11 protein-coding genes are annotated in these 13,928 nt (G+C 68.8%); 7 read left to right on the top strand and 4 right to left on the bottom strand.

Translation table 11 applies throughout. From position 1 onward, the window contains the following. Positions 1 to 43 precede the first annotated feature (43 nt). Both ABL838_RS30545 and ABL838_RS30540 read left to right on the top strand, forming a co-directional pair. Positions 44 to 2,086, top strand: coding sequence for a two-component system sensor histidine kinase NtrB (locus ABL838_RS30545; protein ID WP_418123356.1), 2,043 nt, complete (start codon positions 44 to 46; stop codon positions 2,084 to 2,086). Between the two features lie 124 nt (positions 2,087 to 2,210). Beyond that, positions 2,211 to 2,837 (top strand): response regulator transcription factor, encoded by a 627-nt coding sequence (locus ABL838_RS30540; protein WP_126021072.1) that lies wholly within the window; start codon positions 2,211 to 2,213, stop codon positions 2,835 to 2,837. Positions 2,838 to 2,945: 108 nt separating this feature from the next. Here the strand turns inward: ABL838_RS30540 and ABL838_RS30535 are convergent, their stop codons facing one another. From ABL838_RS30535 to ABL838_RS30525, 3 genes are all read right to left on the bottom strand, one after another. Continuing rightward, positions 2,946 to 3,509, bottom strand: a complete 564-nt coding sequence (locus tag ABL838_RS30535; RefSeq protein ID WP_126021073.1) for an OmpA family protein — start codon at positions 3,507 to 3,509, stop codon at positions 2,946 to 2,948. An 88-nt stretch (positions 3,510 to 3,597) separates the two neighbouring features. Beyond that, positions 3,598 to 4,257, bottom strand: coding sequence for an OmpA family protein (locus ABL838_RS30530; protein ID WP_126021074.1), 660 nt, complete (start codon positions 4,255 to 4,257; stop codon positions 3,598 to 3,600). 195 nt (positions 4,258 to 4,452) lie between these two features. Continuing rightward, positions 4,453 to 4,617, bottom strand: coding sequence for a hypothetical protein (locus ABL838_RS30525; protein ID WP_165909574.1), 165 nt, complete (start codon positions 4,615 to 4,617; stop codon positions 4,453 to 4,455). On the opposite strand from ABL838_RS30525, the gene ABL838_RS30520 reads away from it, so the two are divergent. Beyond that, positions 4,616 to 5,764 (top strand): murein transglycosylase A, encoded by a 1,149-nt coding sequence (locus ABL838_RS30520; RefSeq protein ID WP_418123353.1) that lies wholly within the window; start codon positions 4,616 to 4,618, stop codon positions 5,762 to 5,764. The two genes, ABL838_RS30525 and ABL838_RS30520, sit on opposite strands and share 2 nt — an antisense overlap. Before the next feature lie 158 nt (positions 5,765 to 5,922). Next, the gene (locus tag ABL838_RS30515) at positions 5,923 to 8,169 is read left to right on the top strand and encodes a PhoX family protein (RefSeq protein WP_184639383.1); all 2,247 of its coding nucleotides are present in this window, start codon (positions 5,923 to 5,925) and stop codon (positions 8,167 to 8,169) included. A gap of 121 nt (positions 8,170 to 8,290) precedes the next feature. Here the strand turns inward: ABL838_RS30515 and ABL838_RS30510 are convergent, their stop codons facing one another. After that, a complete protein-coding gene (locus tag ABL838_RS30510) occupies positions 8,291 to 8,758 on the bottom strand; it encodes an Lrp/AsnC family transcriptional regulator (RefSeq protein ID WP_184639385.1) in 468 nt (155 codons plus the stop codon). Between the two features lie 105 nt (positions 8,759 to 8,863). Here ABL838_RS30510 and mdeB point away from each other — a divergent pair, with 105 nt between their 5' ends. From mdeB to ABL838_RS30495, 3 genes are all read left to right on the top strand, one after another. Then, entirely contained in the window at positions 8,864 to 11,518 is a 2,655-nt protein-coding gene (gene mdeB, locus ABL838_RS30505) for an alpha-ketoglutarate dehydrogenase (RefSeq protein ID WP_418123350.1), read from the top strand. 66 nt (positions 11,519 to 11,584) lie between these two features. After that, on the top strand, positions 11,585 to 12,361 hold the full coding sequence (locus ABL838_RS30500) for a FadR/GntR family transcriptional regulator (RefSeq protein WP_184639389.1): 777 nt from the start codon (positions 11,585 to 11,587) through the stop codon (positions 12,359 to 12,361). A 130-nt stretch (positions 12,362 to 12,491) separates the two neighbouring features. Continuing rightward, positions 12,492 to 13,817 (top strand): MFS transporter, encoded by a 1,326-nt coding sequence (locus tag ABL838_RS30495; RefSeq protein WP_126021080.1) that lies wholly within the window; start codon positions 12,492 to 12,494, stop codon positions 13,815 to 13,817. Positions 13,818 to 13,928 lie beyond the last annotated feature (111 nt).

The raw sequence follows: 13,928 nt of genomic DNA, 5'->3' as shown, positions 1-13,928 counted from the left end.
CCTGGAACAAGCCACGTACCTTGCGTGCGGCGGTGTTGCCGGTATGTCTGATGCGCTGCTGACCGTTGCACCGCAGCGATGGGCGCTGCTGGCCTATGCGCGGCTGCGCTCGCTGTGGCAGCGCTGGTTCCTGTGGCTGCTGCTGGCGGTGCTGGTGTCGGTGCTGCTGGTCACAGTGGTGTGGCTCGCGGGCCGGCACGAGGTCGAGCAGGTGCAGGCCGCGCTCGACCGCGACACCGCCGACGCGGTCTCCGACCTGCGCAGCGGCTTCCAGCGCAACGCGCAGAGCCTGCGCGCCACGCAGGCGCCGGGCGCCGATGCCGCGAAGTGGTCGGAGGTGGCCTCGGCATTGCTGCGCGAGCACCGCGAATGGCTGCGGCTCGAATGGCGCGACTCCGCGCTGCGCCCGCTTCAGGCCGTCAATACGCCCTACCGCATGCGCGTGCTCGACGAGGACACGCGCGGCCCCGATCAGTCCGACGTGACGCTGGCCTGCGCCGCCGCGCGCAAGCTGGGTGCGTCGGCCTATTCGCCGAGCCACTACGTGCCCATCGCGGGCGGCGGCGGCATCGAGGTGATGGAACTGTGCGTGCCGATCGACGCAGGCGGCTATCTGGTGGCGAGCTATTCGCTGCGCGACGCGCTGATCGAGCTGGTCGGCCCCACGCTCACGCGCGGCCAGGAAGTGGCCTTCACCGAGGCCGACGGCACGCGGCTGGTGGCGCTTGGCAGCTCGCGGCGCACCGGCACGCGCGTGTTCACCTCGCAGCAGCTCATCGACCTGCCGGGCACCTCGCTGATGCTGCGCGTGGACGGCTGGCGTGCGGCGCCCGACCTGTTCCCGAACATGCTGACGGCGCTGGTCACGGCGATCTCCATCGCACTGGTGTCGGTGCTGGTGCTGCTGGCGCGCGACACGCGCCGCCGCCTGCGCGCCGAGCGCGACCTGGCCGACGCGCTGGCCTTCCGCAAGGCGATGGAAGACTCGGTCATCACCGGCCTGCGCGCGCGCGACCTGCAGGGCCGCATCACCTACGTGAACCCGGCCTTCTGCGAGATGGTGGGCTTCAGCCCCGAGGAACTCATGGCGGACAACGCGGAGGCGCCCTACTGGCCCACCGAGCTGGCCCATGAGTACCAGCAGCGGCAGGCGCGCCGGCTCGCGGGCGGCATGCCGCCGCGCGAGGGCTTCGAATCGGTCTTCATGCGCAAGGACGGCACGCGCTTTCCGGTGCTGATCTTCGAGGCGCCGCTGATCAACGCGCACAAGGTGCAGACCGGCTGGATGAGCGCATTCATCGACGTGAGCGAGCAGCGCCGCATCGAGGAGCTCTCGCGCGCCAGCCAGGAGCGGCTGCAGGCCAGCGCGCGGCTGGCCACGGTGGGCGAGATGGCCTCGCTGCTGAGCCACGAGCTGACCCAGCCGCTGGCCGCCATTGCCAGCTACGCGAGCGGCTCGCTCAATCTGCTGGGCCCCGACGCCAGGGGCGACCAGGGCGAGGTGGCGATGGCGGTGAAGCGCATCGCCGAGCAGGCCGACCGAGCCGGCCAGGTGATCCGCAGCGTGCACGACTTCGTGCGCCGGCGCGACCGCACGCGCGAGGCCGTGGCGCCGCAGGCGCTGATCGACGCGGTGCTGCCGCTGGTGCGGCTGCAGGCGCGCAAGCTGGGCGTGATCATCGAGGTGGTGCTGGAAGACCGGCTGCCCGCGGCCATGTGCGACCGCACCCTGGTCGAGCAGGTGCTGCTGAACCTCGCGCGCAACGCGATGCAGGCCATGGACAGCCCCGACAATGTCGGCAGCCGCGTGCTGCGGCTGCGCGTGGCGCGCGCCACGGCGGTCGGCGGCGCGGTGCAGGAGGACGGCCGGCGCTGGCTGGAGTTCTCGGTGGCCGATCTCGGCAGCGGCATCGGCCAGGACGTGGCCGAGCGGCTCTTCACGCCCTTCTTCACCACGCGCGCCGACGGCATGGGGCTCGGCCTGAGCCTGTGCCGCACGGTGGTGGAGCAGCACGGCGGGGCGCTCGTGTACGAGCCCAACAAGCCGCGCGGCACCGTGTTCCGGTTCACGCTGCCGAGTACATGATCACCCCCAGGCTTCGCGCACTTCGTGTCGCTACGCCAACCCCCTGCAGGGGGCGGCGCCAGCGGCCCGGCAAAGCCGGTTCCGCGGCGCCCCGGAAAGGGCACGCGTTTGATTTGGAATTGATATGCAACCGCTGATCGACGGCTTGATCTTCATCGTGGACGACGACGCCAGCGTGCGCGAGGCGCTGGCCTGGCTGCTGCGTTCGCGGCGGCTGGCCAGCGAGCACTTCGCGAGCGCGGAGGCGTTCGAGCAGTTTCTCGACCAGGGCCCGCTGCCGCAGCAGCCGCTGTGCCTGCTGCTGGACGTGCGCATGCCCGGCACCAGCGGGCTGGTGCTGTTCGACCGCATCGTGGAGCGCGGCCTGCTGCCGGCGATGCCGGTGATCTTTCTCACGGGCCACGCCGATGTGCCCACGGCCGTCGACGCGGTCAAGCGCGGCGCCTTCGATTTCTGCGAGAAGCCTTTTTCGGACAACGCGCTGGTCGACCGCATCGAGCACGCGCTCAACGCGTCGCTCCAGGCGCTGGAAGTGCAGCGCGCGCGCCGGGGCCTTGCCGAGCGCGTCAGCGAGCTGACCGAGCGCGAGCGCGACGTGATGCGGCTGGTGATCGAGGGCCTGCCCAACAAGCTCATCGCCGACCAGCTCGCGATCAGCGTGCGCACGGTGGAGGTCCACCGCGCGCGCGTGTTCGAAAAGATGGAAGTGAAGTCGGCCGTCGAACTGGCCAACCGTCTACGAGAACTCTAGCGCCGGATTCTTCGCGGAACACCGCGGAACCGGCTTCGCCGGGCCGCTGGTATTACCCCCTGCAAGGGGGGGTTGGCGCAGCGACACGAAGTGCGCGAAGCCTGGGGGTTAGCCCTTTTCCGCGACGAAGATTTCCACGCGGCGGTTCTGCGCGCGGCCGGCTGCCGTGCCGTTGTCCGCCAGCGGTTCGCGCGAGCCGCGGCCATCGGTGGTGATGACGGTGGTCGAGACGCCGCGGCTCACGAGGTGGTTGCGCACGCTGTCGGCGCGGCTCACCGAGAGGCGCTCGTTGCCTTCCTCGCTGCCGGTGCTGTCGGTGTGGCCGACCACGCGCACGCTGGCGGCGGTGGCGCTCTTCAGGCCTTCGGCGACCTTGTCGAGCACCTGCGCCAGGTTGCGCTTGACGTTGGCGCGGCCGGTGTCGAACGACAGCTCGTTCGGGATCACCAGGTGAAGCTGGTTGTCGGCGGTCTGCTCGATCACGACGCCCGTGCCCTTGGTGGAGGTCTCGAGGTCTGTCTTCAGGGCGGCCAGGCGGGCTGTCCAGCTGTTGGCCGGTGCGGCCGGAGCAACTGCGGGCGCGGGGGCCGGCGGCGGCGCCGACTGCGATGCGCAGCCCGCGATGAACAGCAACGCGGCGGCGGCCGCGCCAGAAACAACAAACTTCCTCATGAGATTCCCTCTTAATGGACCAATGGAACGGTGATGGCGGGAACCGGCCTTTCAGCGCGGCCGGTTTCCCTTCGTGTGCTGGAGATCGTCAGCCTCGCGGCGCGCGCTCGCCCACGTAGATTTCGACGCGGCGGTTCTGTGCCCTGCCGGCGTCGCTGTTGTTGTCGGCGATCGGTTCGTGCGAACCGCGGCCTTCGATGCGGAAGATCGCAGCGTTCACGCCGCGCGCCACGAGGTAGTCGCGGGTGCTGGCGGCGCGTTCGACCGACAGCGGGTTGTTGATGGCGTCCGAGCCGGTGCTGTCGGTGTGGCCGATGATGCGCACCTCGGCGTTCGGGTTGCCGCGCAGGCCGCTGGCGAACTGGTCGAGCACCGGCGCGAAATTTGGCTTGATGTTGGCGCGGCCCACGTCGAAGGACACGTCGCTCGGAATCTGCAGCTTCAGCTCGTTGTTTTGCGTTTGCGTCACGGCCACGCCGGTGCCCTGGGTGGCGGCCTCCATCTGGCGCTTCTGGTTTTCCATGCGCTGCGACCACAGGTAGCCGCCCAGCGCGCCGGCTGCCGCGCCGACCACCGCACCGGTGCCGATGGCGCCGCGGTTGCCGCCAGTGGCCGAGCCGATCGCGGCGCCGCCGAGCGCACCGATGCCGGCACCGATGCCGGTGTTGCGCTGCGTGTCGGTCATGCCGCCCGCGCAGCCGGACAGGACGAGCGCGGCGGCAGTGGTGGCGAGTACGAACTTTTTCATGGCGTTCCCTTTCAAGGTTGGATCAGGCGGCACAGCTTAGCCTTCGGGGAGTGCGTGATGGTACGGGCTCAAAGCCCTACGGAAAATAAGAAAAGTTTCGTCATCGCGCATGAATGCTGCGATGATTGCTACCAAAGTAATAGCAATGGAGTGGTTGTCCGACAGTGCGCAGCGGCAGGGGACTGCACGAGCAATTCACGCTTCGGGCGGGCGCTTCCCTTCTTCGGTAACGCGGCCGGCTTCGGGCTCGTCGCCGTCATCGTGCAATTCACCCTTGTTGCGCCCGGAAAACATGGTCCACCAGATGATCAGGATGAACACGAGTCCCGCGGCGAGGGCTTCAAGCAGAATCAAACCCATGAGAAATGGACTCCTGTGGCTGGTCGGGCTTGTGATCGTAGCAACGCTCGCCGCTTGTTCCACCGGCCCGCGCCCCCCCGAGCCGCCTATCCGCCCCCCTGTCAGCCAGCCGCGCGACCTCGGTCCGCTCACAGGCTCGCTCGCGCACCCCAAGAGCCGGTGGGTGCCCGTGGGTTGGGGCGAGCTGCCCGGCTTCGGCGAAGACCCGCTGCACGAAGCGTGGATCGCGCTGCTGGCGAACTGCTCACGCCCCAACGCCGCCTTCGCGCCGCTGTGCCGCGACGTGCGCCAGCTCGCCATCGCCACCCCCGAAGAGCAGCGCCAGTGGATGACCGAGCGGCTGCAGCCCTATCGCGTCGAGGCGCTCAATGGCCAGATCGAGGGCAAGCTCACCAGCTACTACGAGCCGGTGTACGAGGCCTCGCGCGTGCCCACCGCCACCTTCAACGTGCCGATCTACCAGGCGCCCGACGGCCTCGTGCCGCGCCGCCCCTGGTACACGCGCCAGGAGATCGAGACCCTGCCCGAGGCACAGGCCGCGCTGCGCGGGCGCGAGATCGCCTGGATGGCCGACCCGATCGACGCGCTGATGCTGCACATCCAGGGCTCCGGCCGGCTGCGCATCACCGAGGCCAACGGCTGGCAGCACACCGTGCGCATGGCCTTCTCGGCCACCAACGAGCAGCCCTACCGCAGCGTGCAGCAGTGGCTCGTCAGCCAGGGCGTGACCAAGGTCGGCAAGTGGCCCGACGACACCAAGGCCTGGGCCGCGCAGAACCCGCAGCGCGTGGCGCAGATGATGTGGAGCAACCCGCGCTACGTGTTCTTCCGCGAGGAAACGATGAGCGAGGTCGATGCCGCATTCGGCCCGCGCGGTGCGCAGGGCGTGCCGCTCACGGCCGGCCGGTCCATCGCGGTGGACCGCGAGAGCATTCCCTACGGCACGCCGGTGTGGCTGGCCTCCAGCGGACCGGCGGCGCAGCTGCAGAAGCTCGTGGTGGCGCAGGACACCGGCAGCGCCATCCTCGGCGCGGTGCGCGCCGACTACTTCGCAGGCACCGGCGCCGAGGCCGGCCGCTTCGCGGCGAGCATGAACCAGCCGCTGCGGCTGTGGGCGCTGTGGCCGCGCCAATTGCCCGCGCCCTGAATCGCCAGGCGGGCAGATCCGGACCAGGTTTCGATGAAGGGTTTCTGAAAAGACCTGATTTAACCTGACTGGAGGCTGATCAATTCACGGAGTCGTCATACGAAGTGCCTAACTTCGCGGGCTGGTTTTTCCCCAACCCACGAAGAAAGACATTGCGCATGACCGCAAACACCCGCTCCGACGATCGCCCGGTCGAAATCGAAGACATCGGCACCAACACCACGTCGAACCCCTCCTTCACCGACCTGATCGCCTCGCGCCTGAGCCGTCGCCACCTGTTCGGCCTGGGCGTCGGCACCGCCGGCACCGCGTTGCTCCAGGCATGCGGCGGCGGTGGCGGCGGCGGTACTGCCTTCCCCGTCCTTCCTCCGGCTCCGGCGCCTGCCCCGGCGCCCGCACCCACTCCGGCGCCCAGCCCCGCGCCGATGAAGCTCGGCTTCAATGCCGTTGCCAAGAGCCTCGCCGACGTCGTCACCGTGCCCGCCGGCTACACCGCCAGCGTGCTGTACCGCCTGGGCGACCCGATCGCCACGAGCGTGGCCGCCTACAGGAACGACGGCACCGACGCAGCCGACACCTACGACCGCCGCGCGGGCGACCATCACGACGGCATGACCTACTTCGGCATGAACGCGTCGAACAAGTGGGACGCCACCGGCGCATCGCGCGGCCTGCTCGTGATGAACCACGAAGCCATCACGCCGCTGTTCCTGCATCCCACCGGCCAGACCATCGTCAGCGGCGCGCGCACCGTGGCCGACGAAGTGCTGCGCGAGTTCTACCTGCACGGCGTGAGCGTGATCGAGGTCAACAAGAGCGGCAGCACCTGGAGCTACAAGCAGGACTCGACCTTGAATCGCCGCGTCCACACGCTCACCGAGATGAGCTTTTCGGGCCCCGCCGCCAAGACCGACTACCTGAAGACCAAGTACTCGACCGACGGCAGCAAGACCCGCGGCACGCTCAACAACTGCGCCAACGGCACCACGCCGTGGGGAACGTACCTCACCTGCGAGGAGAACTGGGCCGGGTACTTCCGCCGCATCGCCGCCAACGACGATACCAACCGCACGGCCAAGGAACTGGCTTCCTTCAGCCGCTACGGCGTGGCCAGCACCGGCCGCGAACTCTGGGCCACCGTCACGCCCGACACCGCCGACAACCTGTACGGCCGCTGGAACACCGAAGTCGTGGCCACGAGCGGCACCGCCGTCGACGACTACCGCAACGGCGCCAACACCTACGGCTGGGTGGTCGAGATCGACCCGTTCAACCCGTCGAGCACCCCGAAGAAGCGCACTGCGCTCGGCCGCTTCGGCCACGAAGGCGCTTGCCTGGGGCCGGTCGTGGTCGGCAAGCCGCTGGTCTGGTACATGGGCGACGACTCGCGCAACGAGTACATCTACAAGTTCGTGTCGACCAAGAACTGGGACGCGGCCGACATCGGTGGCGGCATGGCCGCTGGCGACAAGTACATGGACGACGGCAAGCTCTACGTCGCCAAGTTCAAGGCCGACGGCACGGGCGACTGGCTCGAGCTGAAGCTCGGCGTCAACAACATCACCGCGAGCTATTCCGCCTATGCGTTCGCCGACGCGGCCGACGTGGTGGTCAATGCGCGCCACGCCGCCGATGCCGCCGGCGCTACCAAGATGGACCGCCCCGAGTGGACGGCCGTCAACCCGAAGACCGGCGAGGTCTACGTCACGCTGACCAACACCAACTCGAGCTCGCGTCCGATCGGCAAGACCGACGCCGCCAACCCGCGCTTCTACAACGACAAGACGACCGCCGGCAAGGACCAGAAGGGCAACCCGAACGGCCACATCGTGCGCTTTGCCGACACCAACGGCGATCCGACCTCCGTCACCTTCAAGTGGGACGTGTACCTCTTCGGCGCGCGTTCCACCGCGTCGGCCGATGTCAACCTCTCGCAGCTGGGCGCCGACAACGACTTCTCCAGCCCCGACGGCATGTGGTTCAGCCAGGCCGCTCCCGGCCTGCTGTGGCTGGAGACCGACGACGGCGCGTACACCGACGTGACCAACTGCATGCTGCTGGCCGCCCTGCCGGGCAAGGTCGGCGACGGCGGCGCGAAGACCATCACCAACGTCGACGGTTCCACCACCGCAACTCAGGCTACGTTCATCGGCAAGGCCCCCGGCACCGATGGCCTGCGCCGCTTTCTCGTCGGTCCCATCGACTGCGAGATCACCGGCATCGCCGAATCCGGCGACGGCCGCGCGCTGTTCGTGAACATCCAGCACCCGGGTGAGAACACGGCCAGCACGAACATCTCGGATCCGACGAAGTTCCTCAGCCACTGGCCCGATGGCGGCAACGCCCGCCCGCGCTCGGCGACCATCGTCATCACGAAGAACGACGGAGGCCTGATCGGCCTCTGATCGGCGCAACAACCTGCCTCTTCCGGGAGACACCGCGGAACCGGCTTCGTCGGGCCGCAGGTGTCGCCCCGGCGAGGGGGTGGCGCAGCGACACGAAGTGCGCGAAGCCCCGGGGGAGTGCCTACTCCCTCGGCAACGGCAGCGCCGTCTTGTATCTCACCTGCTTCAGCGCAAAGCTGGAGCGGATCTTCTCGATCCCCGGGATCGGCGTGAGTTGCTCCAGGATGAATTTCTCCAGCGCCGCCATGTCCGCCACCGCGATGCGGATCAGGTAGTCGCTGTCGCCCGTCATCAGGTAGCACTCCATCACCTCGTCGTGCTCGGCGATGCGTTGCTCGAAGTCGGCGAGCGACTGCTTGCTCTGCGTGGTGAGGCTGATCGAGATGAACACGTTGAGCCCCAGGCCCAGCGCCTTGGCGCTGGCGAGGGCGACGTAACGGTCGATCACGCCGTTGGCCTCGAGCACCTTCACGCGAGCCAGGCAGGGCGACGGCGAGAGGTGCACGCGCCGCGCCAGCTCCACGTTCGACAGCGCGCCGTCGCGCTGAAGCTCGTCCAGGATGCGCAGGTCGATGGCGTCGAGTTGCATGAAATGCCGTATAAATTTGGTTTTGCGGAATTTTATGCTGCGGCGCGTTCATGGGCTTGGCGCTGCCGGTAGCTAATTTTCCTCACGGCGGCCTAAAGTGCCGTCATGAACGCCCCGATTTCGCCCGACCAGATGCGCGCACTGCTGCTGGATGAAACGCAGCTCTCGCACGACCCCGACCCCGCCGAGACCGCCGAGTGGCGCGATGCCTTCGTGGCGCTGGCGCAGACGCAGGGGCCGCAGCGCGCCAGGCAGATGCTGGCCGAACTGGCCCGCCTCGCGCGGCAGCAGCGCATCGGCTGGCAGCCCGAGCTGGCGACGCCGTACGTCAACACCATCGCGGTGGAAGACCAGCCGCCGTTCCCGGGCGACCTTGCCATCGAGGAGAAGCTCGCCTCGCTGATGCGCTGGAACGCGCTCGCGATGGTGGCCAAGGCCAACCAGGCGTACGGCGAGCTCGGCGGCCACATCGCAAGCTACGCGAGCGCGGCCGACCTGTTCGAGACCGGCTTCAACCACTTCTTCCATGCGCGCAGCGAGCACCATCGCGGCGACCTCGTGTTCTTCCAGCCGCACAGCGCACCGGGCGTGTACGCCCGCGCGTACCTCGAAGGCCGCCTGAGCGAGGAAGACCTGAAGCACTACCGCCAGGAACTCACCGCGCCCGCCTTCGTCGACGGCAGCGGCGCGCGCGGCCTGTGCAGCTACCCGCATCCGTACCTGATGCCGGACTTCTGGCAGTTCCCGACCGGCTCGATGGGCATCGGCCCCATCAGCTCGATCTATCACGCGCGCTTCATGCGCTACCTCACGCACCGCAACCTGCTGAACTGCGAAGGCCGCAAGGTGTGGGGCGTGTTCGGCGACGGCGAGATGGACGAGCCCGAGTCGATGAGCGCACTGACGCTCGCCGCGCGCGAGAGGCTCGACAACCTCGTGTGGGTGGTCAACTGCAACCTGCAGCGCCTCGACGGCCCGGTGCGCGGCAACGGCCGCATCATCGACGAGCTCGAGAAGCTGTTCGCGGGCGCCGGCTGGAACGTCATCAAGCTGGTGTGGGGCAGCGACTGGGACGGCCTCTTCGCGCAGGACGCGAGCGGCGCGCTGGCGCGCGTGTTCGCCAACACCGTCGACGGCCAGATGCAGACCTTCGCCGCCAAGGACGGCCGCTTCAACCGCGACAACTTCTTCGGCCAGAACCCCGAGCTCGCGCGCCTGGCCGAAGGCATGACCGACGAGCAGATCGACCGCCTCAAGCGCGGCGGCCACGACCTCGTGAAGATCCACGCCGCCTATGCCGCAGCCGCGGCGCATCGCGGCCAGCCCACCGTGATCCTCGCCCACACCAAGAAGGGCTACGGCATGGGTAGCGCCGCGCAGGGCAAGATGACCACGCACTCGCACAAGAAGATGGGCGACGTGGACCTCATCGAGTTCCGCGACCGCTTCAACCTCCCGCTGACCGACGCGCAGGCCACCGCGATGGACTTCTACCGCCCGGCCGAGGACAGCGCCGAGATGCGCTACCTGCGCCAGCACCGCGAGGCCCTCGGCGGCGCCATGCCGCGCCGCGAGACCGCCTGCGAGGTGGTCGCCAAGCCCGACATCGCGAGCTACGCGCAGTTCGCCACCGTCGCGGCCGGCAAGGAGATGAGCACCACCATGGCCTTCGTGCGCATGCTGGGCAACCTGATGAAGGACAAGGCCCTGGGCCCGCGCATCGTGCCCATCGTGGCCGACGAGGCGCGCACCTTCGGCATGGCCAACCTGTTCAAGCAGGTCGGCATCTATTCGAGCGTGGGCCAGCGCTATGCGCCGGAGGACATCGGCTCGGTGCTGAGCTACCGCGAAGCCACCGACGGCCAGATCCTCGAAGAGGGCATCAGCGAGGCCGGCGCCATCGCGAGCTGGACGGCCGCCGCCACCAGCTACAGCGTGCACGGCCTGGCGATGCTGCCCTTCTACATCTACTACTCGATGTTCGGCTTCCAGCGCGTGGGCGACGCGATCTGGGCCGCGGCCGATCAGCGTGCGCGCGGCTTCCTGCTGGGCGCCACCTCGGGGCGCACCACGCTCGGCGGCGAAGGCCTGCAGCACCAGGACGGCAGCAGCCACCTCGTGGCCGCGACCATCCCCAACTGCAAGGCCTACGACCCGGCCTTCGCGGGCGAGATGGCGGTGATCGTCGACGCGGGCATCCGCGAAATGATGGTCGAGCAGCAGGACGTGTTCTATTACGTCACGCTCATGAACGAGAACTACGCGCAGCCCGACGTGCCGGCCGGCGCGGAAGCCGACATCCTGCGCGGCTGCTATCGCTTCGGCACCTATGCGCCGGCTTCGGGCAAGGCGAAGAAGAAAGTGACGCTGATGGGCTCGGGCGCGATCCTCACCGAGGTCGTGAAGGCCGCGCAGCAGCTGGCCGAAGAGGGCATCGAGGCCGAGGTGTTCAGCGTGACGAGCTGGAGCGAACTCGCGCGTGACGGGCTGGCGTGCGAGCAGCGCGCCTTGGCTGGCGAGAAGGCCGATACACCGTTCATCGCGCGGCAGCTCGGCGCTGGAAAGGCGCCGATCATCGCCGCCACCGACTACGTGCGCGCCGTGCCCGAGAGCGTGCGCGCCTTCCTGCCCGAAGGCCGCCGCTACATCACGCTGGGCACCGATGGGTTCGGCCGCAGCGACACGCGTGCGGCGCTGCGCGGCTTCTTCGGCGTCGATGCGCAGAGCATCGCGAAGGCCGCGCGTCACGCGCTGAGCTGAATTACTTCGGGCTCCGCGATGGGGTGGGCCCTGCGTTAGAGTCGCAGGCCCACCACCTTCGCGCCCATGACCGCCCGCTTCCAGTCCATCGCCCCCGCCGTCCGCCTGGCCGACCAGGTGGCCGATGCGCTCGCGGCCGAGGTGCGCAGCGGGCGCTTGTCCGAAGGCGACCGGCTGCCCACGGAGACCGCGCTGGCCGAGCAGTTCGGCGTGAGCCGCACCGTGGTGCGCGAGGCGGTGTCGCGGCTGAAGTCGCTGGGGCTGCTCGATTCGCGCCAGGGCAGCGGCGTCTACGTGCGCGCTGCCGGCGTCGAGCCGCTGCGCTTCGAGATGCCGCATGTGGCCTCGCGCGAGGCGGTGATCCAGATGGTCGAGCTGCGCCGCGCGCTCGAAGCCGAAGTGGCCGCGCTGGCCGCCGAGCGCCGCACGGACGAAGACGTGCAGCGCATCGGCGACGCCATCGCCGCATTGCACGCGGCGGTCGAGGCGGGCGGCAACGGCGCGGACGAAGACGTGCGCTTCCACCGCGCCATCGCCGAGGCGGCGCGCAACCCCTTCCTGATCGGCACGCTGCAGTACCTGCGGCAGTTCCTGCACGGCGCCACTCGCGTCACGCGCGCCAACGAGGCGCGCCGCGCCGACTTCGCGCGCGAGGTGGCACAGGAGCACGCGCGCATCGTCGAGGCCATCGAGGCCGGCGATCCGCTGCGCGCGCGCGAGGCCGCCAAGAGCCACATGGACAACGCGATCCGCCGCATCGAGCTGGCCGATCCGGTGTTCTGGCAGCAGGAGGGCGAGCAGCTCGCCCGTCCGCTGGTCGAAGGCTGGCCGGTCGGCGGCTGAGCCCGGCGCCGATACACGAAGTCACCAGAAAGGCGCCGGAAGGCGGCCATTCCGAGGGTTTACCCGGGTCGGCCAGCAAAAGTCAGATTTGTATGATGACCTGACAAATCACCCGAGACGCAGCTTCCTCATGACTTCCTCGACCCTCCAGGCCAGCGCCATGTCGCCCGCCGCCGCCGATGCCGCGCTCGAAAAGCGCGCCTACTCCAAGGTGTTCTGGCGCCTCGTGCCCTTCCTCATGCTCTGCTACGTGATCGCGTACCTCGACCGCGTGAACGTCGGCTTCGCCAAGCTGCAGATGGGCCAGGACCTGGGTTTCAGCGAAACCGTGTTCGGTCTTGGCGCGGGCATCTTCTTCCTGGGCTACTTCCTGTTCGAGGTGCCGAGCAACCTGCTGCTCAACCGCGTGGGCGCGCGCATCTGGATCGCGCGGATCATGATCACCTGGGGGCTGCTCTCGGCCTGCTTCATGTTCGTGAAGACGCCCACGAGCTTCTACATCCTGCGCTTCCTGCTCGGGCTGGCCGAGGCGGGCTTCTATCCGGGCGTGATCCTCTACCTCACGCACTGGTACCCGGCGCACCGGCGCGCGCGGATCATCGCGGTGTTCATGTCGGCCATTCCGGTGGCGGGCATCTTCGGCAACCCGCTGTCGGGCTGGATCATGGACAGCTTCCATGGCGTGTCGGCCATGAGCGGCTGGCAGTGGATGTTCCTCATCGAAGCCATCCCCGCCGTGCTCATCGGCGTGATGGTGCTGCTGTACCTGGACAACGGCATCGCCCAGGCGCGCTGGCTCAGCGCCGAGGAAAAGGCCCTGCTGCAGCGCGAGGTGGCGAACGACGCCGCCCACGGCGCCAAGGGCCCGCACTCGGTGGCCGGCGTGTTCCGCGATGCGCGCATCTGGTGGATGGCGTTCATCTACTTCGCCTTCGTCATGGGCCAGTACGCACTCACCTTCTGGCTGCCCACGCTGGTCAAGGCCACGGGCGTGCAGGGCAACCTGAACATCGGGCTGCTCAGCGCGATTCCGTTCCTCTGCGCCATCGTCGCGATGAACCTCTTCGGCCGCAGCGCCGACCGCCGCCAGGAGCGCCGCTGGCACCTGATCGTGCCGGCCATGATGGGCGCCGTGGGCTTCACCGTGGCCGCTTCGTACACGCAGAACACGGCCGTGTCGCTGGCCTTCCTCTCGCTCGCCGCGGCCGGCGTGCTGACCTGCGCGCCGCTGTTCTGGTCGCTGCCCACCGCCTTCCTCACGGGCACGGCCGCCGCCGCCGGCATCGCCGCCATCAACTCGGTGGGCAACCTCGCGGGCTTCGTGAGCCCCTACCTCATCGGCTACCTGAAGGACCTCACGGGCAGCACGCAGATCGGCATGTACGTGCTGGCCGGCGCGCTGGTGCTCGGCGCCATCGGCGTGTGGTTCACGCCCAAGCAACTGGTCAACCGTTAGATGAAGTACACCCCCAGGCTTCGCGCACTTCGTGTCGCTGCGCCAACCCCCTCGCCGGGGGCAACACCTGCGGCCCGGCAAAGCCGGTTCCGCGGTGTTTCCCGAACGGGG

It is taken from the genome of Variovorax sp. 160MFSha2.1, from assembly GCF_048305075.1.
GTDB classification, from domain to species: Bacteria; Pseudomonadota; Gammaproteobacteria; order Burkholderiales; family Burkholderiaceae_C; genus Variovorax; species Variovorax guangxiensis.
The sequence above is the reverse complement of the archived record's forward strand: the minus strand, read 5'-3'. Positions and strand labels throughout refer to the sequence as shown.

Bases quoted from the DNA above. Each gene is read 5' to 3' on its own strand.
- ABL838_RS30545 (WP_418123356.1), top strand. From the start codon at position 44: ATGTCTGATGCGCTGCTGACCGTTGCACCGCAGCGATGGGCGCTGCTG.
- ABL838_RS30540 (WP_126021072.1), top strand. From the start codon at position 2,211: ATGCAACCGCTGATCGACGGCTTGATCTTCATCGTGGACGACGACGCC.
- ABL838_RS30535 (WP_126021073.1), bottom strand. From the start codon at position 3,509: ATGAGGAAGTTTGTTGTTTCTGGCGCGGCCGCCGCCGCGTTGCTGTTC.
- ABL838_RS30530 (WP_126021074.1), bottom strand. From the start codon at position 4,257: ATGAAAAAGTTCGTACTCGCCACCACTGCCGCCGCGCTCGTCCTGTCC.
- ABL838_RS30520 (WP_418123353.1), top strand. From the start codon at position 4,616: ATGAGAAATGGACTCCTGTGGCTGGTCGGGCTTGTGATCGTAGCAACG.
- ABL838_RS30525 (WP_165909574.1), bottom strand. From the start codon at position 4,617: ATGGGTTTGATTCTGCTTGAAGCCCTCGCCGCGGGACTCGTGTTCATC.
- ABL838_RS30515 (WP_184639383.1), top strand. From the start codon at position 5,923: ATGACCGCAAACACCCGCTCCGACGATCGCCCGGTCGAAATCGAAGAC.
- ABL838_RS30510 (WP_184639385.1), bottom strand. From the start codon at position 8,758: ATGCAACTCGACGCCATCGACCTGCGCATCCTGGACGAGCTTCAGCGC.
- mdeB (WP_418123350.1), top strand. From the start codon at position 8,864: ATGAACGCCCCGATTTCGCCCGACCAGATGCGCGCACTGCTGCTGGAT.
- ABL838_RS30500 (WP_184639389.1), top strand. From the start codon at position 11,585: ATGACCGCCCGCTTCCAGTCCATCGCCCCCGCCGTCCGCCTGGCCGAC.
- ABL838_RS30495 (WP_126021080.1), top strand. From the start codon at position 12,492: ATGACTTCCTCGACCCTCCAGGCCAGCGCCATGTCGCCCGCCGCCGCC.